At 65.4% G+C, this 21,185-nt stretch carries 19 protein-coding genes; 5 read left to right on the top strand and 14 right to left on the bottom strand.

Annotated elements, in window-relative coordinates; translation table 11 throughout:
- Nucleotides 1-32 precede the first annotated feature (32 nt).
- Genes ABT352_RS20415 through ABT352_RS20405 form a run of 3 tightly spaced genes read right to left on the bottom strand, consistent with a single transcriptional unit; the run spans nucleotide 33 to nucleotide 3,208 of the window.
- Nucleotides 33-899, bottom strand: a complete 867-nt coding sequence (locus tag ABT352_RS20415; RefSeq protein WP_350946441.1) for a carbohydrate ABC transporter permease — start codon at nucleotides 897-899, stop codon at nucleotides 33-35.
- Between the two features lies 1 nt (nucleotide 900).
- Entirely contained in the window at nucleotides 901-1,854 is a 954-nt protein-coding gene (locus ABT352_RS20410; RefSeq protein ID WP_350946440.1) for a carbohydrate ABC transporter permease, read from the bottom strand.
- Between the two features lie 55 nt (nucleotides 1,855-1,909).
- Complete coding sequence (locus ABT352_RS20405; protein ID WP_350946439.1) at nucleotides 1,910-3,208, bottom strand: ABC transporter substrate-binding protein; 1,299 nt, start codon at nucleotides 3,206-3,208, stop codon at nucleotides 1,910-1,912.
- Nucleotides 3,209-3,502: 294 nt separating this feature from the next.
- Between ABT352_RS20405 and ABT352_RS20400 the strand changes: the two genes are divergently transcribed.
- Both ABT352_RS20400 and ABT352_RS20395 read left to right on the top strand, forming a co-directional pair.
- A complete protein-coding gene (locus ABT352_RS20400; RefSeq protein ID WP_350946438.1) occupies nucleotides 3,503-4,375 on the top strand; it encodes a DeoR/GlpR family DNA-binding transcription regulator in 873 nt (290 codons plus the stop codon).
- Nucleotides 4,372-4,716, top strand: a complete 345-nt coding sequence (locus tag ABT352_RS20395) for a hypothetical protein (RefSeq protein ID WP_350946437.1) — start codon at nucleotides 4,372-4,374, stop codon at nucleotides 4,714-4,716. Before ABT352_RS20400 ends, ABT352_RS20395 begins: the two co-directional genes overlap by 4 nt.
- A 155-nt stretch (nucleotides 4,717-4,871) precedes the next feature.
- Here the strand turns inward: ABT352_RS20395 and ABT352_RS20390 are convergent, their stop codons facing one another.
- Nucleotides 4,872-5,345 (bottom strand): TIGR00725 family protein, encoded by a 474-nt coding sequence (locus tag ABT352_RS20390; RefSeq protein WP_350946436.1) that lies wholly within the window; start codon nucleotides 5,343-5,345, stop codon nucleotides 4,872-4,874.
- A 272-nt stretch (nucleotides 5,346-5,617) separates the two neighbouring features.
- Between ABT352_RS20390 and ABT352_RS20385 the strand changes: the two genes are divergently transcribed.
- A complete protein-coding gene (locus ABT352_RS20385) occupies nucleotides 5,618-7,237 on the top strand; it encodes an AAA family ATPase (protein ID WP_350946435.1) in 1,620 nt (539 codons plus the stop codon).
- Nucleotides 7,155-7,787 (top strand): RloB family protein, encoded by a 633-nt coding sequence (locus tag ABT352_RS20380; RefSeq protein WP_350946434.1) that lies wholly within the window; start codon nucleotides 7,155-7,157, stop codon nucleotides 7,785-7,787. The genes ABT352_RS20385 and ABT352_RS20380 overlap by 83 nt, the downstream gene beginning before the upstream one ends.
- 117 nt (nucleotides 7,788-7,904) lie before the next feature.
- Here the strand turns inward: ABT352_RS20380 and ABT352_RS20375 are convergent, their stop codons facing one another.
- From ABT352_RS20375 to ABT352_RS20350, 6 genes are all read right to left on the bottom strand, one after another.
- Complete coding sequence (locus ABT352_RS20375) at nucleotides 7,905-8,510, bottom strand: DUF4240 domain-containing protein (protein ID WP_350946433.1); 606 nt, start codon at nucleotides 8,508-8,510, stop codon at nucleotides 7,905-7,907.
- Between the two features lie 169 nt (nucleotides 8,511-8,679).
- On the bottom strand, nucleotides 8,680-9,093 hold the full coding sequence (locus ABT352_RS20370) for a YchJ family protein (RefSeq protein WP_350946432.1): 414 nt from the start codon (nucleotides 9,091-9,093) through the stop codon (nucleotides 8,680-8,682).
- Nucleotides 9,094-9,314: 221 nt separating this feature from the next.
- Nucleotides 9,315-12,005 (bottom strand): ricin-type beta-trefoil lectin domain protein, encoded by a 2,691-nt coding sequence (locus ABT352_RS20365; RefSeq protein WP_350946431.1) that lies wholly within the window; start codon nucleotides 12,003-12,005, stop codon nucleotides 9,315-9,317.
- Nucleotides 12,006-13,159: 1,154 nt separating this feature from the next.
- Nucleotides 13,160-14,032 (bottom strand): DUF3037 domain-containing protein, encoded by an 873-nt coding sequence (locus tag ABT352_RS20360; RefSeq protein ID WP_350946430.1) that lies wholly within the window; start codon nucleotides 14,030-14,032, stop codon nucleotides 13,160-13,162.
- 4 nt (nucleotides 14,033-14,036) lie between these two features.
- The gene (locus ABT352_RS20355; protein ID WP_350946429.1) at nucleotides 14,037-14,840 is read right to left on the bottom strand and encodes a HipA family kinase; all 804 of its coding nucleotides are present in this window, start codon (nucleotides 14,838-14,840) and stop codon (nucleotides 14,037-14,039) included.
- A gap of 401 nt (nucleotides 14,841-15,241) precedes the next feature.
- Nucleotides 15,242-16,405 (bottom strand): acyl-CoA dehydrogenase family protein, encoded by a 1,164-nt coding sequence (locus ABT352_RS20350; RefSeq protein ID WP_350946428.1) that lies wholly within the window; start codon nucleotides 16,403-16,405, stop codon nucleotides 15,242-15,244.
- Between the two features lie 162 nt (nucleotides 16,406-16,567).
- On the opposite strand from ABT352_RS20350, the gene ABT352_RS20345 reads away from it, so the two are divergent.
- Nucleotides 16,568-17,869 (top strand): UDP-glucose dehydrogenase family protein, encoded by a 1,302-nt coding sequence (locus ABT352_RS20345; RefSeq protein ID WP_350946610.1) that lies wholly within the window; start codon nucleotides 16,568-16,570, stop codon nucleotides 17,867-17,869.
- 798 nt (nucleotides 17,870-18,667) lie between these two features.
- On the opposite strand, the gene ABT352_RS20340 is transcribed toward ABT352_RS20345, so the two are convergent.
- The 4 genes from ABT352_RS20340 to ABT352_RS20325 form a co-directional block, all read right to left on the bottom strand.
- Nucleotides 18,668-18,904 (bottom strand): DUF397 domain-containing protein, encoded by a 237-nt coding sequence (locus ABT352_RS20340; protein ID WP_350946427.1) that lies wholly within the window; start codon nucleotides 18,902-18,904, stop codon nucleotides 18,668-18,670.
- Nucleotides 18,905-19,129: 225 nt separating this feature from the next.
- Nucleotides 19,130-19,255: a hypothetical protein gene (locus ABT352_RS20335; protein WP_350946426.1), complete on the bottom strand. Its 126-nt coding sequence runs from the start codon at nucleotides 19,253-19,255 to the stop codon at nucleotides 19,130-19,132.
- 95 nt (nucleotides 19,256-19,350) lie between these two features.
- Nucleotides 19,351-19,854, bottom strand: coding sequence for a 5-(carboxyamino)imidazole ribonucleotide mutase (gene purE / locus ABT352_RS20330; RefSeq protein ID WP_350946425.1), 504 nt, complete (start codon nucleotides 19,852-19,854; stop codon nucleotides 19,351-19,353).
- 210 nt (nucleotides 19,855-20,064) lie between these two features.
- Entirely contained in the window at nucleotides 20,065-21,150 is a 1,086-nt protein-coding gene (locus ABT352_RS20325) for a 5-(carboxyamino)imidazole ribonucleotide synthase (protein WP_502992883.1), read from the bottom strand.
- Nucleotides 21,151-21,185 lie beyond the last annotated feature (35 nt).

Below are 21,185 nucleotides of genomic sequence, written 5' to 3'. Positions count from 1 at the left end.
GTTACTGGGGGGTGTTCAGCGGCCCGGAGGGATCAGGCCTTGACGGCGCCGGCGGTGAGCCCGCCGATGAACCGCCGCTGGAAGAGAAGGAAGAGGATGAGAACGGGGATGGAGCCGAGGATGCTCATCGCCATCATCTGGTTCCACTCGTAGGAGTGCTGGCCCATGAGCAGCTGGATGCCGATCGGCACCGTGCGCATGTCGTTGGTACGGGTCAGCGTGAGCGCGAACAGATACTCGTTCCACGAGATCATGAACGTGTAGATCCCGACCGCGATCAGACCGGGCACCGAGACCGGCACCAGGATCCGCCACAGCGCGGTCCAGCCGGTACCGCCGTCGACCTTGACCGACTCGTCCAGCTCGCGCGGCAGCGTGTTCAGGTACGCGGTGATCATGATGATCGCGTACGGGAGGGTGAACACCATGTGCGTGAGGATGAGGCCGGGATAGGTGTTGTACAGGCCGAGCCCGACGACGAGCCCGAAGTACGGGATGACGAGCGTGATCGGCGGCACCGCCTGGACGCTGACGATCACGGCGTTGATGGTCCGCTGGAACGGGAACGTGAAGCGGCTGAACGCGTACCCGGCCAGGATCGCCACCAGGAGCGTGAGGGCCGTCACCGCGAGGGCGACGATGTAGCTGTTGAGGAAGAACCTCAGCTGCTCGCCGCTGCCCAGGATCTCGCGGTAGGCGTCCAGCGAGAAACCCTCGGTGATCAGCTGCGGCGGGCTCTGGAAGACCTCTCCGTTCCCCTTGAACGAGGTGGAGAGCATCCACAGGACCGGCAGGACGGCGAACAGCGCGCCGAGGACGAGTCCCGTGACGACCCCGGCCTTCGCGAGGGTGTGCCGCGTCTTGACGGTCATCCTGACGCTGCTCTTGACGCTGGCCATCTCACCGCTCCCTTTGCTGGCGTACGTAGAAGAAGGCCAGGACCATCGTGAGCAGCAGTACGACCACGGCGGCCGCGGACGCGGTCGCGAACTCGTACTCGCTGAAGGCCTGCTTGTAGGTGTAGGTGCTGAGCATCTCGGTGGTGTTCAGCGGCCCGCCGCCGGTCATCATCCAAATCAGCGCGAACTGCTGGGACGTCCAGATCAGGTCGAGCACCGCCATGCCGATGATCACCGGCCGCAGCTGCGGGAGCGTCACGTTCAGGAAGCGCCGGAGCGGATTCGCCCCGTCCACCGCGGCCGCCTCGTACAGGTCGGCGGGAATGCCCTGCAACCCGGCGAGCAGGCTGATCATGAAGAACGGATAGCCGGACCAGATGTTGACGAAGGTGACCGCCCAAAGCGCCGTGCTCGGGTCACCGAGCCAGTTCACACCCTCCTGGATGAGGCCCAGCGTCTGCAGCACGTAGTTGACCACGCCGGCCGGGTCGAGCAGCAGCCGCCAGATGACCGCGATCACCGCGATCGTGAACAGCCAGGGCAGGATGTAGACGATCCGGAAGACGGCCTTCGCGACCCCGCCCAGCAGCCGCGTGTTGAGCATCATCGCGAAGGCGAGGCCGAGGACGAGGTGGGCCACGGTGCTGACCGAGATGAAGATCGCGGTGTTCTTCAGCGCAGCCAGGAAGTCCGGGTCGGTGAGCACCTTGGCGTAGTTGGCGAACCCGGCGAACACCGAGTTCTCCTGGATGATCACGTTGTCCCGGAACGAGTAGCCGACCACCATGACGATGGGGACCACCATCAGGAGCACGATCAGCAGGATCGTGGGGGACAGATAGCCGTACGGGACCAGGCGCCGGGCCGGGGTGGAGCGGTCGCGGCCGGGGGCGGCCCGCCCTGGCGGCGGCGCGCTCTCCGGCGCGGTCATGGGTTCGACTTGCGCCGATGTCATCGCTGTCTCCTTGGTCAGGCGCCGCGCCGGCGGAGCGGCGCGGCGCCCGGGCGGACTACTCGATCACCGAGGACCAGGACTCCTGGGACTTCTGGAGGGCCTCGTCGACGCTCGTCTTGCCGGTCAGCACGAGCTGGAGCTGCTCGTCGAAGCTGCGCATCAGGTCCTCGGCCTTGGGCAGGCCGACGAACTCGTTGGCCGGGTAGCCCTGCTGGTAGATCTCGAAAGCGGTCTTGAACATCGGGTCACCGCCGCTGAAGTCGGGCTCCGCGTTCTTGTTGCCGGGGAAGCCGTTCGCGATCGTGCTGAGCTTCGCGTTCGCCTCCTGGCTCATCAGGTAGGACACGAACTTGAACGCCTCGGCCTTGTGCTCGGTGGAGTCTGAGATGCCGATGCCCCATGACGCGTAGGGGATGCCGCGCTTGCCGGTGTAGCCGTCCTCGGCGGGCAGGGCCGCGATCTCGAACTTCAGGTCCGGCTTGTTCTTCTTGATCAGGTTGATGTGCGCGAGCGAGTCGATCATCATGCCGACCTGGCCGTTGGTGAACTTCTCGACCTTGTCCTGCTCTTTCATGGTGAGCGAGCCCGGCGCGATGGCGTCGGCGTCGTTCAGGCTCTTCACGAAGTCGACCACGCCCTTGACCTCGGGACTGGTCAGGTTCGGCTTGCCGTCCTGCAGCATGCTGCCGCCCGAGGCCCACAGCCAGGACATGACGTCGTTCTGGATGCCGTTGGGCACCGCGGTGTCGAGCGGGAGCGCCCAGCCCTTGGCGTTGCCGCCGGTCGCACTGATCTTCTTGGCCGCGTCCAGGAACTCGGAGCGCGTGCCGGGCACCTTCTCGATGCCCGCCTTGGTGAGCAGGTCCTTGTTGACGAAGAGCGGGTAGACGAAGTTGACCACCGGGATCATGTACGTCTTGCCGTCGAGCTGCACCTGGCTGGCGAGCTGGCTGTCGTCGTAGCCCGCCTCGGCCATCAGCTTGGACATGTCGGTGATCGCGCCCTGCTTGGCGAAGTCGTTCACCCAGGCGCCGTCGAGACCGACCACGTCGGGCAGGGTCTTGGACGCCGCACCGGTGAGCAGCTGCTGCTTGGTCGAGGCGTACGGCGCACTCAGCAGCTTGATCTTGATGTTCGGGTTCTGGGCCGTGAAGTCGTTGATGATCTTGTCGAAATCCTCGGCCGGGAGCTCGGCCCCCCACCACTGCGCGAACTCCAGCGTCACGGTGTTGTCCGCACCGGCGTCAGCCGAGTCGCTTGTGCTGCCCGAGCCGCACGCCGCAACGAACGCGACCATCGCGGCCGCTGTCACCGCCCCTGTCAGTCGCCTCAGCCGGGCTGCGCGAATCGTCATGGCCAGCTCCTTCCACATCTAGATCTTTCTGTTTTCTGCTGTGTGGCGGTCACGTTAGCAGCGCATTACGAACGTAAACAAGAGAAGAACGGCAGAAAGCTGCGCACTATGGCAAAGTCTCGCGCCGCACGGCAGGGCAGGCGTCTCGGCCACCTTCTTCGACCTGGAGATGAACAGGGAGATGCATGGCTTCGAGGACCCCGCCCACCCTTGCAGGTTTTCGCTGTTCTATGCTGCGATGCACGTGAGCGGGGTGCGTTTGTGGCATACTGCCGCACTACCGAAGGGAGATCAGTGAGCGGCGACAGGGACGATCGGCAGCGCCACCTACCTGCCGGACGCAAGGCCCAACTGGCCGCGTACGTCTCCGACACCGGGCAGGTCACGGTGAGCGAGCTGGCGGAGCGCTTCGGCGTCTCCATCGACACCGTGCGACGCGACCTCGACCAGCTGAGCGCCGACGGCATCCTCGTGCGCACGTACGGCGGCGCCGTCAGCCTGTCCACGATCTCCCGCACCGACCGCGCCGTCGACCAGCGACTCAACGAGCAGGAGAAGGAGAAGGAGAAGATCGCGGCACTGGCCGCGGCACTCGTCCAGGACGGCTCGACCATCATGATCAACGGCGGGACGACCACCCTCGCGTTCGCCCGCGGCCTGCGCCAGCACCGCGACCTCACGGTGGCGACGAACAACCTGCTGGTGCCCGGCGCGCTGCCGCCGACGGCGATCCGCGACATCTACATCTTCGGCGGCGCGGTGCGCTCGCTCACGCTCGCCACGATCGGCCCGGTCAGCTTCCGCACCAACACCGGCACCGAGCTGGACGTCAGCTGCGACCTGGCGCTCATCGGCGTCGGCGCCGTCTCCGCGGACGCCGGCTACACGACGAGCAACCTCGCCGAGGCAGCGATGATGCAGGAGATGCTCGCCCGCGCGGCCCGCGTGGCGATCCTCGCCGACTCCTCCAAGTTCGGACGCCGGCTGTTCGCCCAGGTGTCGGAGCTCGGCGCCGCCGACTACCTCATCACCGACACCATGCCGCCGCCCGACCTGAGAGACGCCCTCGCCGCGAACGAGGTGGAGCTGATCACCCCCGCGGCTCCACCGAGGCCACGAGAGGCCAGGAGCCAGCCCGTTTCCCCCACGCGAAGGAGTAACGAATGACACGTCCGGTGTCCGCCGGTTGGACCGGAGCGGTTCTCGCCGCTCTCCTGCTGACCGGTTGCTCCTCCGACCAGCTGGGCGATCGCGGCGGCAAGGAGAACGCGGCGCCGGACAAGGTCGGCGACGTCGACTACGTCGAGGTCTTCCGCAACGCGGACAACTTCCCCAACGTCGCCCGGATCTGCGTCGAGGGCCTCGCCTTCGCCAGCACGTCGAGCGGGGCACGCGGCGAGAGCGGCGTCGCCAATCCCGCGCTGCTCCGCATCCCCGAGTGGGACACCACATGCGCCAAGCACTCGAAAACCCCTCCGGCACCAAGGACGAGTCCCTCCCCGGGCTGACCCTGGACCTGACCGTCTCCGCGGGAATCCCGAGCGGCTCTCACGCGAAGAAGCGCACAACCGTGGGAGTGAGAACTCGCGGGGATGGCGCCACGAACGGAACAGGGCGTCTCCGGAGCGTGTCGCGGCCGGTCTCTCAGGCCCCCCTCCGGGGGTCACCGCCATAGCCCCGTGGCCGCCACCGCCTCCTCAGGAGACGAGACGTGCGTGATACCGGCGACCGGACGCCCCTCCCCGTCGAGGATCCGCCAGCCGCCGAGCTGGACCACGGGGACACGGCCGTACCGCATCGCGAACGCCAACTCGGACAGCGTGCCCCATGATCCGCCGATGACGATCACGGCGTCCCCCGAGTTGACGATGACGGTGTTCCGCGCCTCCCCCAAACCGGTCGGGATCACGATGGAGAGATCGGGATTGGCGTCCGCCCTGTCCGACCGGGGCAGAACGCCGACCACCGTTCCACCCGCCGACCGGGCACCGGCCGCCACGGCGGCCATCACCCCGGTGTGACCACCGCAGATCACCACCGCACCGCGCTCCGCCAGTAATCGGCCGACCTCGCGGGCGTTGGACTCCTCCTGCGCCGTACACTCGCGCGGACCGCACACCGCCACCTGAATCGTCACGTGGGGATCCTGCCCGCGAGCGACGACCACCGACCAGAGATCTCCAAGGTGACCGCGAGGCGCGCGTCGAACGAACACCTGCACCCCGCCCACGACCCGCGAAACCGCCCTCGGACATAACCTCCCTCCCGATCCACACGACACACGGAATCGGGTCCACGGGCATGATCGGCAGCCGGGTCTCCGCTGGTCGTGCGCTACGAGGCGTGCCCTCTGAAGGAGGAGGCGCCGGGGACCTCCTCTCGATGCACCGAAATCCGGAGCCGGGGCCCATGATCGCGGCCGATATCCGCCCCGCTCAGACGGAGGTTCCTGCATCAGTCGTGATCTTTGATGCCGCAGGTGATGGTGCACTCGCAGAGCCAGGAGGGCCGATTTTTACCATCTACACGCTCAAGGACCTACCTCCCGGTAGCTTTAAGGCGCATAATCGTCAAGTAGTGACGCTCGGGGCCCCTAGTCACACACCCATGTCCGAGAGTTGCCTGACGGGAGGCAAGGTGCTGCTCCGCTTCCGTGTCGCCAACTACGCGTCGTTGCGCGACGAGCAGGAACTCAGTCTGGTTGCGCTGGACGAGCATGGCGATCTAGCGGTGCGGAGTCCGACGCGAGAGGACCTGTCGGTGCTACCGGCCGTTGCCATCTATGGTGGCAACGCGTCAGGAAAGTCCAACCTGCTTCAGGCGTTACGCTTCATGGCAAATGCCGTCGAAGAATCCCATCAACTGTGGAAGCCCGGAGCGCATATCCGGCGCAACAATTTCCGTTTTGACGAAAAAAGCCACATCAATCCCACGGAGTTCTCCGTCGATATCGCGCTCGACGGGGTTCGCTATGAGTATGGGTTCTCTCTGGATGACCACGAGATAAAGAGCGAGTGGCTCTACAGCTTCACCAGACAGCAACGACTGGTCCGACGCCTCATATTCGAGCGAGCAGGGCCACAGGGAAGTTCTATCCGCTTCGGCGAGAGCCTCAAAGGGCGAAAGCGGGCAATCGCCGACCTGGTAAGACCGAACAGCCTGTACCTCTCAACGGCTGCCGCAAACAACCATGAGCAGCTTACCCGGATCTATCGTTGGTTTGAGAGCGATATTTCGTATGTGGCCGCAGGCCATCCACATCAAAATCCTATCGCCACCCTGCACGAGCTGTCAGAACATGGCCGAAAAAGCGTTCTGAGCCTACTCAACTACGCAGATTTCGGCATCACCGATGTTCGCCATGAGCAGCAACCGTTTAACGCAGAGATACGGGAGAGGTTTCTAGCGCTCATCAAAGTGATGGACCCCGAAAATGCCGCCGATGAGAGCGTCGAGGTGCAGGGGCCGCCAAAAATCGATTTTGTTCATCGCGTAAACGAGCGAGAATACACCCTGTCGGCGGACCACGAATCCAGTGGAACGCGTGGCTGGTTCGCCCTTCTGGGCCCCGTTGTCAATGCGCTCTCGCTAGGCAAGTTGCTGGTGGTCGACGAGCTGAATGCTTTCCTGCACCCCTTGCTGGCTTCCGAGCTTTTGAAACTGTTTCAGAGCCCGACTTACAATAAGCTAGGCGCTCAAATACTTTTCAATACGCACGACGTGACCCTTATGTCTCCACTCGCCGATGCCCGGTTGAGACGCGATCAGATCTGGCTGGCGGATCGCGCCTCCGACGGAGCGACAGAACTGCACCCCCTGACGCGATACCGGGTAAGGGAGGGCCTCGACAACGTGTTCCGGGGCTACATGCTCGGCCGGTACAGAGGAGTGCCGATTTTCGACGATCACTTCTTGGAGCGCGCCCTGAGAGGGCACACTGGTTCACATGTCGCTCCGCAGTCGGAACAAGCCCCTGAAACGGACTCCGGGAAACCTGCCGGGCAGGAAGCGCTTCCTCGTCTACTGTGAAGGTGAAGTCACAGAGCGCGTTTACCTAGGAGCGCTGGTGCGGGACCTTCGAATCCCCGGCGTTCGCTTTGGTTCGACCCACGGGGAGCCACTAGGGCTTGTGCGAGCTGCTCTTGACCATAAGCGGAGAGCGCCTAACTCCCTTAGTGATAAAAAGACTCCATATGACCAGGTTTGGTGCGTAATAGATGTTGAAGCGCCAACCCCTCATGGCTCACTAGAGCAAGCATTGGTTCTGGCCAGACAAAATAACATAAAGTGCGCCATCTCTAATCCCTGCTTTGAGCTCTGGCTCATACTGCACGTGAAAGATCAGCGCACCTACCTAACAACAGACGAAGCTTGTGCTTCACTGGAAGCACAAGGGGGATGCGCCTACACCCGCAACGGAAAGAGCTTCGAGCCTACCGCCATCATGCGGAGCTATGAACTCGCACGCAAACGTGCTCAGACACTCGAAGAAGCTCACAAGATTGAGCCCAGGCCGGCGAAACGAAATCCATTCACTTCCGTTTGGGAGCTTGTCGACAGTTTGCGCGCTCAAATGTAAAGAACGGGATAGATCATTTTGCGCGATCAGGCTTGACACTGCTCACAGCCGGTGTTCCGATCGCACTTTTAGCCAGTTGTCACAGCCGGCGACCGATGTCGCAACCTCAAATCGACCTCAGAAAATGCCCAGATAACTAGCCACCCGGGGAAGCCTACGGCCTATCTCCGCCTCGTCCTCGAAGTCCCATTCCTCACCGTCGAAATTCTCGCCAAGGAGAGGGAACTTCGCATGGACCCCCCGAGCGTGGACAACGTCGCCCAGATGACTCGTATCCAGGCCAGTGGCCTTTCGATAAGGCTCGAACGTCACGTAGGCAAGGAGTTCGAACTCCGGTTCCTCGTTCACCGACCATACAGGGTACTTACCGGCGGCGATCCTCGCGCGAAGCACTTTCATCAGACGCAGGAATTCGGGCAGCTCGACCAAACTGTCCGGATCGGCCGCCACCTGTTCGAACGCCACACGGCCAAGGCTGACGAGCCAGTTCACGAAGTACTCGAAGGCGTTGAACGACTGCCGCGAAAAGACGTAGCAGTACACCGCGTACATGTCCCAGGTGCAGAGCCTGCTCGTCGCGGAGTCCCACCACATCGAGAAGTCGGCGATCTCCTCGGCCGAGCGCCGGGAAAGCTCGCCATCCAGCCAGGCAAGTCGCTTCTTTCTGGTATCGGTCTCCCGGTCGGACCGATCGACCAGCTCCCAGAAGGCGTCCTCATCCATGGGACATGATTCTGGCATTCACGAACATCCCCGAATAGATCACGACCGTCTTCCTTCACGGCACGCGGAGTCCCCACGGACAGAGCAAACGTTTGGATGCACCATGGCGGTACCCAGAAAGGGTTCACGATCGTGTTGACGGCACCGCCTCCGCCGCGGAACGAGGCTTTCAGAGCGCCCCGACGTACACCCAGTCTCCCCCGTGCCTGACGAAGCGGCTGTGCTCCTCCAGGTGGCCCTCCTCGCCGCGCTCGACGTAGTGGGCACGGAAGCGGACGGTGCCCTCGGCGTGGAAGGCGCTGCCGCCGGTCGTCTCCGTCACCTCCAGTCGCGTCCACCGCAGCCCGCCACCGAGGTCGACGGCGGGCGGGCGCGTCGACGGGTGCCAGGTGCGCAGGAGATAGCCGGCGTCGCCGACGCTGAAGGCGCTGAACCTCGACCGCATCAGCGCCTCGGCCGTCGTCGCGGACGCCTCCCCGCGGTGCAGTCGCCCGCAGCAGTCCCCGTACGGCGCGGGCAGGCCGCACGGACACGAGGCGGTGGGCGCGAAACGGACTCGGGACCGTGGATCACGTCGTGGCACGCCCCCAGTATGCCCGCGCCCTCCACCGGGCCCGTTCCCTGCACCCACCTCGGCCCCGGAAACCGGCCGGATCCGTTCCGCGGGCATGTCGTTCCGTTTGCAAGGCCCCGTCCGGCGGGTCACCTCACCGGTGCCGCATCGGCCTCCGAGGGGATTTCGGCCCTCGCCGGGGTGGCCGCGGGCGGCGCGTACGACCGCCCGCGACCCGGTGGGAGCTCACGTCAGTTGCGCAGGCTCCACTGCTGGTTCGTGCCGCCGTTGCACGCCCACAGAATCATCCTCGTACCGTTGGCGGTGCCGGCACCGTTGGCGTCCAGGCACAACCCGGACTGCACACCGGTGATGGTGCCGTTGGAGTTGACGTTCCACTGCTGGTTGGTCTGTCCGTTGCAGTCCCAGATCACGACCTGAGTGCCGTTCGAGGTGCCCTGGCCGTAGGCGTCCAGGCACTTGTTGCCGAACACCTGCAGCTGCTTGCCCGAGGTGTACGTCCACCGCTGGCCGGTGCCGCCGTTGCAGTCCCACAGCTGCGCCTGAGCGCCGTTGGTCGCCGTGCCGCCGTTGATGTCCACGCATCGACCCGACTGGCCGCCCACGATCGTGCCGTTCTGCTGGTTGCTTCCGCCGCTTCCCTGCCTGACGAGCGATTTCGACTCGGCCGACCGGTTCCCCTGGGCGTCCACGACGTAGAGTCGATATTCACCGTTCGACGTCGGAACGGCGATGGAGGTCGCGGTTCCGCTCGCCCTGGTCATCGTGTTGCCGGCGGCGAAGGACGTCGTACCCAGGGGGGCGAGCCAGACCGACTTGCTCGCGTCGCCAGCGCTGCGGATGGGAATCGACGTCGCACCGGCGCTGACGACAGTGCTGGCGGGCAGGACGTAATCCGGCAGGGAAAGATTGCTCTGCGGAATGATGTTTCGGTACGCGTCCTCAAGTCCGGAATTCACCGCGATGCTGTACGCCTGCGACGGCCAGACGTAGTCGGAGGACACGAGGATGTCGTGGACCGTGCTGTTCGGCAGGTTCTTGTTGGAGACCTTGTTGATGGGGCCGTACGTCTGCGTGATGCTCAGATCGTGCTTGCGCCCGAAGTCGTCGGAGTTGATGAGCCACGTGATGTTCTTGTCCACGCTCAGGAGGTTGTCGCGGAAAACCATGTTTCCCGAGCCCTCGTCCGGGTGGAGTCCGTACTTGTGGCCGGACGGGACGCCCTGCATGTAGTTGTTGGTGATCGTGGTTCCCGGCTGGTTGCCCAGCGTGTAGACGGGAGCCGTGTCGCTCAGGCGCTGCACCGTGTCGATGAAGTGGTTGTAGCTGATGGTGTTGTTCCTCGCCGTGGTGGTCGGCCGGTTGGGCGCGATCGAGCCTGACGATCCGTCGAAGTTCCACCATCCCCAGCCGAGCGTCACACCGGACCAAGGGGTCTTCTCGATGCGGTTGCGCTGGATGGACAGGCCGTCGGCGAAGTACGCCGAGATGGGGCTGTGCCCGTTGAACAACACGGCGCTGTCGTAGATGTAGTTGTTCTTGATCTCGATGTTCTTGGGCGCGCCTTCGACCTGGGCGGGATACTTCTCGCGGTTCGTCGAGGTGTGGTCCCCGATGTAGACGTGCTGGGGATGGCCCACGGCGATGGCGGATCCGGCGATGTCGTTCGTGTAGTTTCCGATCAGCTTCGTGTTCACCACGTCGTTGACCATGTTGATTCCGTCGACGCCGGTGTGCTGCACCCGGTTGTTCTGCAGGACGAGCCCGTCGGCGTTCTCGATCTGGATGATGCCGGGCGCCATGTCGACGTTGCGGTAGTAGTAGACGTGGAAGTTCTGCCTGGCGTACGCCTGCGCACCGAGGTTGCCCTGCTGGGCCTGCTTGAGCACCGAGCCGGCCACGTTGAACAGGTTCCAGTCGGAGTGCTGGACCGTGAGGCCGGAGAAGGTGATGTTCCGGGCGCGACTGCTCGTGGAGGTGCCGGCGACCCTGAGGAGGGTGGACACGTTGTTCGGCGCGAAAACCGTCGCGGTGGTCATGTTCTCGGAGCTCGCCTTGTAGTAGTACAGCGTCCGGCTCGTCTTGTCGAAGAAGAACTCGCCCGGCGCGTCCAGGAACTCGTAGGCGTTCATGACCTTGTGGCTGCCGTTGATCTGGGCGTTGCCGTTGAAGGCCCCCTGGGCGATGGCCGCTCCCGGTTGCTGGAACTGGACGATCCGGTTCGCCCCGTCAGAGGTGACCTGCCGGGCTCCCACGATGGCCGTGGTCCAGGTCGTCCCCGTCTCGATTTCGATGTCGTCCTGATTGGCGGCGATGGCGGGAAAATCATTCAGGTTGTACTTCACCCCCGCGCACTGCGAACCCGATTCCCACGCCCAGGACGCCTGCCCTGCCGTGATGCTGTAGGTGCCGTAGCATCCCGCGGAGTTCATCGTCTTCGAAGCCATGAACGCTCGCTTGTCGTTGACGTAGAGCGCGCGAAGCTTGTTGCTGCGATTCAGCGGGGCTTTCCAGATGTTGCCGCTGTGCTGCGTCCATCCGGTCACCTGAACGCCTCCGCTGAGGATCGGCGTCTCGTTCTGGTACGCGGCGTATATGACCCGGTAACCATTCGTGCCGGAGTCGGCCGACGTGAAGTCGACGGTGCTGCCGATCGAGTAGTTGCCCCCGCGGAGATACACGTAGATGTCGTCCGTCATGTTGGCGTTCACCGTACGGACGACGTCCCGCGCGCGCTGCAGGGTTCTGAACGGCGACGTGATCGTTCCGGGGTTGGCGTCGTTGCCGTCGGGGGCGACGTAGTAGGTCGCCTGGGCCGCCGCCGAGGCCGAGGTATTACCCACGAAGGTCGGCAGCACCGCGGCGGCGAACACCGCGAGCGCTGCTAACACCTTCCCAGTGGTGGACGAGGCTGACTTCACGCTCTGTTCCTTTCGCTGATTCCGAGCAGAGTGGTCGCCGCGTGATCACCCGTCGCCGTGGAACTCATCGGGGTGTGCCGTCGCGCGGATGTGACGCCTGTCTTGCGGTTGAGGGCATCGATCGGAGGGCTGTGCACCTTTCCGGCCCGAGGGGTCGGCCCACCCGCACGCCATGCGCGGCGATCGCCGGCAGAGCGTGGGACTCGGCAGGCTCGTCGTCGGTGAGGCCGAATGTCCTTGTCGCGGGATGAGCGGTGCCCGCCGTCTCGTGGCACCGAGCATTCGCCCCAGGCGGCTCACGGGCTCTCCGGCACGCGAAGGACGATCTCGTCGGCGCCGAAGGAACCCTGGTCGCCCGCCCCGGCGCCGCGCTGACGAGGGTCATCGCCGCCGGGGCGCGAGAGGTCTCCTCATAGCGCGCCCCAAGAATCCGTGGCAGACGTAGCGTTACTGTTTCGTAACGTATGACGTATGCCGACTGATGTCTGGGTGTAATGTCCCATTAACAGGGATGTCTCGCAATAGTCCACGGAGCGGGTGAGGCGCACCTTTGTCCATCCCGGCGCCACGACATCAGATGATCTTCCACGACACGGTGGACCTCTCGCGGGGCGCGGCAGGGGCCCGTCGCTCATGCGCACGATGCGACCCGGCGGACAGTGAGTCCGATCTTGCAGGTCAGGAGCCGACGTCTCCGTCGTCGCGCCGGTCGCCGACGACTAGGCGCAGTCCTCCGCACGGCGCTCGCGACGCACCGGATCCCTGCCGGATCAGCCCGCGCTCCGGGCAGATCGAGGAAGGAAATCACCTACTTCGGCAGTGGTGAATCGCCGTCGCCGATGTAACTTTCATCGGCGACGGCGATCACGTCCGCCGGTTCGCTCAATCTTGCGGTAGGTGCCGAAGGCCACCCCACACCGACCAGACCGAAACCCGGAGGCACACGCGAAACCCGGTCCACGGGCATGGTTCGGACCGGGTTTCCGCTGGTCGACGGTCTACTTGAAGAGCTGGCGGGCCATCACCATGCGCTGGATCTGGTTGGTGCCCTCGTAGATCTGGGTGTTCCCCGCTGCACACTCAGACAACCAGGGCGTGGGGCACTCCTATGGAGGACGGCCCGCGCCGGACTTCAGCCAATCGGTTCTGCGCTATCACTTCGCCGCCAGCAAGGCTGCGGCGCGGGCAGGGACCGCATCGACGTCGTCAAGCGTGTGCACCGCCGCGCCAAGACCAATGAAGACTTGCTCTGCCTCTTCATACGCGAACTCTTGCTGTGCCGTCTCTGGGGGCACTACGACAATCTGGAGATCCACGTCGGAGGCTACCTCGCTGACCGAGTCCTGCGCGTCGATCAGGCGGGCCTCGTCGCCTCGCCGGAGTCGCTCTATTGCGTAACCCCATGCCTTGACGCGGGTGGAGAGGTCATCGATCGAGCTGATTTGGAAGGACCATGCTTGCGTGAGCTGAATTGCGGAGCCGTTGGCGACGGCGATGTCGATGAGAGAGTTCAGCCGATCCCCGATGTAGATCCGACATTTCGGCTTCAGCAGCGATCCCGGGATCTCCGCCCGGTTGTAGGCGTCTTTCAGGTCCTGGACTGCCCTGATCCTGCTTATCGACTGCTGGCGCGGAGGCAAGGCGGGATCGATCATCATACTGTCGAAGATCATCGCCAGCGCCTCTTCGGCCCGTCTCGCGATGACGGGAGCGGGCGCGCTGAGTTGAACGGTATTGCGATGGTCTCGACAGAGTCGATCAAGCCACGCTTCCCCGAGTGGCTCTCCTCTGTCCACCTCCACCGCAGCCCTGGCGTCGGCGATCTCGCCTGTCACGCGGGCCATGAAGCGTTCAGATACCTCTAAAACCGGCTGCGGAGCAAACCTGCGGATCCGCTCGATGTTGGACAGGCGGCGAACGGCCCAGTCCCCGGTGACCGGATCCCCGGCGATGACCCCGACGTTCACAAATTCACCTGTCTGCGGATCGGGGAGACAGCGGATGATCGAGTACAGGTAGCGGCTCATCGATCTACCCCTCCCTCCGGATCAGGTTGCGCACCCGGCCCGCTACGACTGGAGCGCGGTATTCGAGGAACCAGCCCAGTGTGGCCAGTTCTTCATCGGTTGCTGGCCATGATGCTGGCACGCCGCACATGATGTTGACGAGAACTTCGCGGTCAATTTTCTCAAGGGCATCCGCTACCAGGGCAACCGCCTCCGCGTTCAGCCCATTCCGGACGTCTGGCAACTCGTTTGGCTCGTCCTTCGCTTCACGCAGGACCTGAGGCGAGATCTCTCCCGTGTTCGGCGGAAGATAAAGACCGTGATCATGAGAGTAGACGGTGTAGTCGTCTTCCAAGTCGTGCAGCCATTGCGGATCATCCCCGTAGCACCAGTCATAGAGCGCGTAGAGACCGACGTGCCGGCTGCGGTTGTCGTCACGCCGCCTGTGGCCGAGTCTGTCCCGCACTTCGTCGGCGTGCCGGATGGTTCGGCTCGCATGTCCTATCCCCGGAGTGAGTTCGACACCTCTGGCAATCCCATGCCCACGGAGCTCCTCCGGGATCCGGATGAGACTGCTCTGGCACACGGGTGCGCCGATGAGGGCTCCCACGCGGCTGACGACATACTCGGCCACGAGAGCGCCACGTGCCCAGTTCCGAGTGCAGCCCTCAAGGACCTTGACGAAGTAGTCGTGCCCGTCGCCGGCCCTTACCTGAAAGGGTGAGCCCCACGAGGCCCGGCCGGGCTCCAGGATGGCGACAACCTGAAGTTCGTCGAAGTCGTCGTTACGCCCGCCGACTCGTCCCGCCCAATCACTCTCGCCGACCACTCGGTCACCTTCCGCACGCAACCCAAAACCGTGAGTGAGAGTACAGGCGGGACGGACGTTTGCTTGTGGATTGGCGAACCTGCAATGGAAAAAGTGGCTCTCCGCACGTCACCGCGGCCTCCGATCACAAACCGGGGCTATCAAATGGCAGGTCGGCCGTCTCAATCAAGGCACTGGCCGAGCACCTCGGCTCCGCCGATCCAGGGTTCGCTCTCCGTGTCTGCGCACACATGATGCCGGCCTCACACGACCGCGCCCGCCAGGCCATCGACGACCCGTTGTCCTGGCCGCGGTTCCTCTCTCATGAAACAGGAACAGAACGGTGATTGTTCAGGGTGCGAAATCGGACGCCGGAAACCTCGTCACCGAACTCCGGTGGGCGGGGTTTCCGGCGTCGACAACTACTTCAACAGCTGCCGAGCCATCACCATGCGCTGGATCTGGTTGGTGCCCTCGTAGATCTGGGTGATCTTCGCGTCGCGCATCATGCGCTCGACCGGGTAGTCGCTGGTGTAGCCGTACCCGCCCAGGAGCTGGACCGCGTCGGTGGTGATCTCCATCGCGGCGTCGGAGGCGGCGCACTTGGCGGCGCTGGAGAGGAAGGTGAGGTCCTTCTGCGGTTCGCCGTGCATGGCGAGTTCCGACTTGGCGGCGGCGGCGTAGGTGAGCTGGCGTGCGGCCTCCAGCTTCATCGCCATGTCGGCGACCATGAACTGCACGCCCTGGAAGTCGGCGACGGCCTTGCCGAACTGCCTGCGCTCCTTGACGTAGCCGATCGCGTAGTCCAGCGCGCCCTGGGCGATGCCGAGCGCCTGGGCGGCGATGGTGACGCGGGTGTGGTCCAGGGTGGCGAGGGCGGTCTTGAAACCGGTGCCCGGCTCGCCGATCATCCGGGACGCGGGGATCCGCACGTTCTCCAGGATGACCTGGCGGGTCGGGGAGCCCTTGATGCCGAGCTTGCGCTCCTTCGCCCCGAAGCTGACGCCCTCGTCGCCCTTCTCCACGACGAACGCGGAGATGCCCTTCGCCCCGACGCCCGGCTCGGTGACGGCCATCACCGTGTAGTACTCCGACACCCCGGCGTTGGTGATCCACATCTTGGCGCCGTTGAGCACGTAGTGGTCGCCGTCGAGGACAGCGCGGGTCTTCATGGCGGCGGCGTCGCTGCCCGCCTCGGCCTCCGAGAGGGCGTACGAGAACATCGCGTCCCCCCGCGCGACCGGCGGGAGATAGTCCCGCTTGAGCTCCTCGGAGGCCGCGAGCATCAGCGGAACGGTGCCGAGCTTGTTGACGGCGGGAATCAGCGAGGACGAGGCGCAGGCCCGCGCCACCTCCTCGATGACGATCACCGCCGCGAGGGCGTCGGCGCCGGCGCCCCCGTACTCCTCGGGGACATGCACGGCGTGCAGGTCCGCCGCGACGAGCGCCTTGTAGACGTCCCAGGGAAACTCCCCGGTCTCGTCGGCCTCGGCGGCGCGAGGGGCGATCTTCTCGTCGGCGAGAGCGCGGACCGTCTCGCGGAGCATCTCGTGCTCCTCGGGCAGTGCGTAGAGAGGGTAGCTCATGGGAAAATACTAGGACGTCCAACAAAACATGGAGCGCTCCACCCCATGTGGTATGTCCTGCGGCGTTTGCGCAGGTGGCAAAGTGGGACCACAAGGTGCCGATACCCTGTCGGCAAAGAATTGGGCAGAACGAAGGGAGCACCAGTGGCCTACCGCCTCACGATGGTGGGAACCGGATATCTCGGTGCGACGACTTCCGCGTGCATGGCCGAGTTGGGCTTCGAAGTCCTCAGCCTCGACGTTGACGCGGAGAAGATCGACCGCCTGCGGGCCGGCGATCTGCCCATCTACGAACCGGGCCTGCAGGAGATCCTGCGACGCAACCTGGCCAACGGCCGACTGCGCTTCACCACCTCGTACGAGGAGGCCGCGGCCTTCGGCGACGTGCACTTCCTGTGCCTGGGCACGCCGCAGAAGCCGGGAGAGTACGCCGCGGACGTGTCCTACCTGGACGCCGCGATCGAGTCGCTCGCCCCCCATCTGGACCGAGAGTGCCTGATCGTCGGCAAGTCGACCGTCCCGGTCGGCACCGCGCAGCGCCTCGCCGACAAGCTGGCCCGGCTCGCCCCCATCGGCGCGGGCGCCGAGCTCGCGTGGAACCCCGAGTTCCTTCGTGAGGGCTTCGCGGTGAAGGACACCCTCCACCCCGACAGGATCGTGCTCGGTGTCGCCTCCGACCGGGCCGAGAAGGTCATGCGGGAGGTGTACGCCTCCATGTTGGAGATGGGCACCCCGATGGTGATCACCGACTACCCCACGGCGGAGCTGGTCAAGGTGGCCGCCAACGCCTTCCTCGCCACGAAGATCTCCTTCATCAACGCGATGGCCGAGGTCTGCGAGGCCGCCCACGCCGACGTCAAGCAGCTCTCCCTCGCGCTGTCCTTCGACGACCGCATCGGCGGCAAGTTCCTCAACCCCGGTCTCGGCTTCGGCGGCGGCTGCCTGCCCAAGGACATCCGCGCCTTCATGGCCCGGGCCGGTGAGCTCGGCGCCGACCAGGCACTGACCTTCCTGCGGGAGGTCGACGCGATCAACATGCGCCGCCGCGCCCGCATGGTCGACCTCGCCCGCGAGCTGGCCGGCGGCTCCTTCCGCGGCTGTACGGTCGCGGTGCTCGGCGCCGCGTTCAAGCCCAACTCCGACGACATCCGCGACTCGCCCGCCCTGGACGTCGCCGTCAAGATCAGCGAGCAGGGTGGCCGGGTCACCGTCTACGATCCCGTCGCCCAGGAGAACGCCCGCAAGGCCCACCCAGGACTCGCCTACGGCACCTCGGCCCTGGACGCGGCCAAAAACGCCCACGTCGTGCTGCTGCTGACCGAGTGGCAGGAGTTCGTCGCGATGGATCCCGAGGAGCTGGGTTCCGTGGTGATCTCCCGCAAGATCGTTGATGGTCGTAACGCCCTCGACGCCGAGACCTGGCGGGCCTCCGGCTGGCACTACCGCGCTCTGGGCCGTCCCTGAGCACAGCGCGTCATCCCGCGCGGCCGTCCCTTTCCGCCCTCCCCTCGTCAGGGTCGTTCCGAGGCGACCCTGACGACACGGCCGGGCGTACCTCCCTTTGCCGCATCTCTCCCGGGTCGAGGCATGTCGCCCTGAAGCGAACCCGCCGGTCTCGCCAGAACGGCGTGGACGTCGCGGGGTCCGCTCACCTGGCAGGCGGAGCGGACACGACGGCGGGTCCCCGGTTTGTGCCGGAAACGGGCCGGATGGTCGTCGACTTCTCGGATATCGCGTCGGTCACCACTGTCTCTCAGGTCACCAGTTCCAGCCGCCCCAGTGATATCTACGATGCCAGCGCCTGCGGCGATGGTAGTGACGGTGATGGTGGTAGTGCCAGTGCGGGTCGTGAGCCGGCCAAGCACCCCCCGGGAACATCGTGATACCCATCGGGACACCTCTCTCGTAGTAATCCCTTGGACATGACAATTACTACGATATTCGAAATTTCATGGCAAAAAACACCAAATCGCCCCCAAGTTATCCGTATAACGCTTTTGGCGGCGATTACGGCGAAGTCGCTCGCACTGCAGCAGGGCGAGCCGCCTCACAGAACCAGCTCTTCCTTTTCTTTCGACAAAAGGGTTTTTACCCTCACGGGTGAGCGGTGGCCGAAGCGTGAACCCCGAGGATGGCGCCCCTTTCACCGGGTCGACCCGGCGGGCGATCCGATCGCGGCGACGAGGGAGAAACCCTGGAAGCGCGCAGCAAGAAGGCCCCCGTCACCGACGAGGGCCTTTTACCCGCCCCGATCCCGTCGGGTCAGTTGTCGAACTCGCCGAGTTTCACGCCCCCGACGAAGGCGTCCCACTCCGAACGGGTGAAGAACAGCTTCGGTCCGTCGGGATTCTTGGAGTCGCGCAATACGTAAAGAGAACCCGACCCGGCCTTGTGGCCCTCCTCGGGAGCGTCGACAACGGCCACCTCGACGCAAGGACCGCTGTCGTCCCCCTCCGGGGCCGCCTTGCGCCAGACGGCGTTGCTGAGGTCTGCTTCCACGTCGTCATCACCCTCGCTATGTCGGCGGTCGCCCACAACGGGCGCGGTCATTCGCGCGGATCGCCCCCGCAACGCCGACAAGCCTCCGTCACGTCCCGAGGATGATCTCAGTGACGTGCCCTCCTGTGACGGCTCCGCGAACGGGTGGCGGGCTCCACGCACACAGTATCCGGGCCGTCCGAGACAGCCGCAACGACGAAGAGACCAAGCCGGAGCACCAGGAAGTCAGCGCGTCGAGACGGAACTCACGGCGGAGTCGGTGGTCTTCTGACCCTCACCCATGCCCAGGCTTCCGAACACCGCCAGCACCGCCACCGTGAGCCCGAGGACGGCGCGGATAGCGTTCCTCATGATCCCCACCTCCAAAATCCGTGGAGATCTGCTCCTTCCCTCCGAGTCCTCATATATCCGTATTGTTGTCAAGCTATTGGCCAAAAGCGGCCATATCAGGCGCCGAGCTGGGCGGCTTCGGCGCGAAGCTTCGCGCCCTTGGCATGGGCTTGGTCCTTGAGGGCGACCTGGAACGCCTCCATCTTCGCCCGCAGCCCCTCGTCGGCGGCGGCGAGGATCCGTACGGCCAGCAGGCCCGCGTTGCGGGCACCCCCGACGGCGACCGTCGCGACCGGGACCCCGGCGGGCATCTGGACGATCGAGAGCAGGGAGTCCATACCGTCGAGATACTTCAGCGGGACGGGGACGCCGATCACCGGCAGGGGGGTCACCGAGGCGAGCATGCCCGGCAGGTGGGCGGCTCCCCCGGCGCCCGCGATGATCACCTTCAGACCGCGCCCGGCCGCCTCCGCGCCGTACGCGATCATCTCCTCGGGCATGCGGTGCGCGGAGACCACGTCGGCCTCGAACGCCACCCCGAACTCGGCGAGCGCCTCGGCGGCGAGTCTCATCACCGGCCAGTCGGAGTCGCTGCCCATGACGATGCCGACGGTGGTCATGCTTTCTCCCTGTGCCTCGTCGCGACCGACCGGCCGCGCGTTCGCGTTGGTGTCCTGCCCCGCGGAGGGGGCAGCGGTCTGCTGTGCCGCCGGAGCTTTCACCCTCCCGGGTCTTCCGGCGCTCGGGACCTCGGTGGTACCGGGGTGTTCCACCGGCACGGCCCCGACGGCCCCCGACTGCCGCCGACGACAAGGTGTCCCGAAGCGATCTCAGGTGTATCTTCCCTCGGCGAGATAGACCGCGGCGTGCCTGGCACGCGCCCGGACCTCGTCAAGGTCGGTTCCCATGGCGGTGACGTGGCCGATCTTGCGTCCCGGCCGCACCTCCTTGCCGTAGAAGTGGACCTTGATCCCCGGGTCGTAAGCCATCACGTGCTCGTACCGGGAGAAGATGTCGGGGTCGTCGCCGCCCAGGAGGTTCGCCATCACCACCACGGGGGCGGTCGGCGCGGGCGACCCGAGCGGAAGGTCGAGGACCGCACGCAGGTGCTGCTCGTACTGGGAGGTGCGGGCCCCGTCGATCGTCCAGTGGCCGCTGTTGTGCGGGCGCATCGCCAGCTCGTTCACCACCAGCCCCGAGGGGGTGGCGAACATCTCCACGGCGAGCAGCCCGGTCACACCCAGCTCCTTGGCGATGGTCAGGGCGATCCGCTGGGCCACCGCGGCCCACTCGGGGTCGAGGCCGGGAGCCGGGGCGAGCACCTCGACGCAGATGCCGTCGCGCTGGACGGTCTCCACCACCGGGTAGCTGACCCCCTGCCCGTGCGGCGACCTGGCGACCAGCACGGCGAGCTCCCGCTCGAACGGCACGAACCCCTCGGCCATCAGCGGTACGCCGGAGGCGAGGACCTCGGTCGTCTCGGCCGCGGAGTGGCAGACCCAGACGCCGCGCCCGTCGTAGCCGCCCCTCACCGCCTTGAGCACGACCGGCCAGCCGTTCTCCGCGGCGAACTCCTCGACGTCGGCGACCGTCTCGACCCGCCGCCAGGGTGGGCAGGGGACGCCGATCGCGGTCAGCCGCTCGCGCATCACGGCCTTGTCCTGGGCATGGACGAGCGCCTCCGCGCCGGGACGCACGGCGAAGCCGTCCTCGGCCAGGGCGCGGACGTGCTCGGTGGGCACGTGCTCGTGGTCGAACGTGACCGCGTCACATCCCTTGGCGAGATCGCGCAGGTCCGCCAGCGACCGGTAGTCGCCCAGGCGCACGTCGGCGATCACACGGGCGGCGCTCTCGTCGGGCGAGTTGGCCAGGACCCGCAGCTCGATGCCGAGGGCGATCGCCGCCTGCTGCGTCATCCGGGCCAGCTGGCCCGCTCCGATCACGCCGACGA

Source organism: Streptosporangium sp. NPDC000563 (assembly GCF_040299985.1).
GTDB lineage: Bacteria > Actinomycetota > Actinomycetes > Streptosporangiales > Streptosporangiaceae > Streptosporangium.
This window is presented reverse-complemented; position numbering and strand designations above follow the sequence as displayed.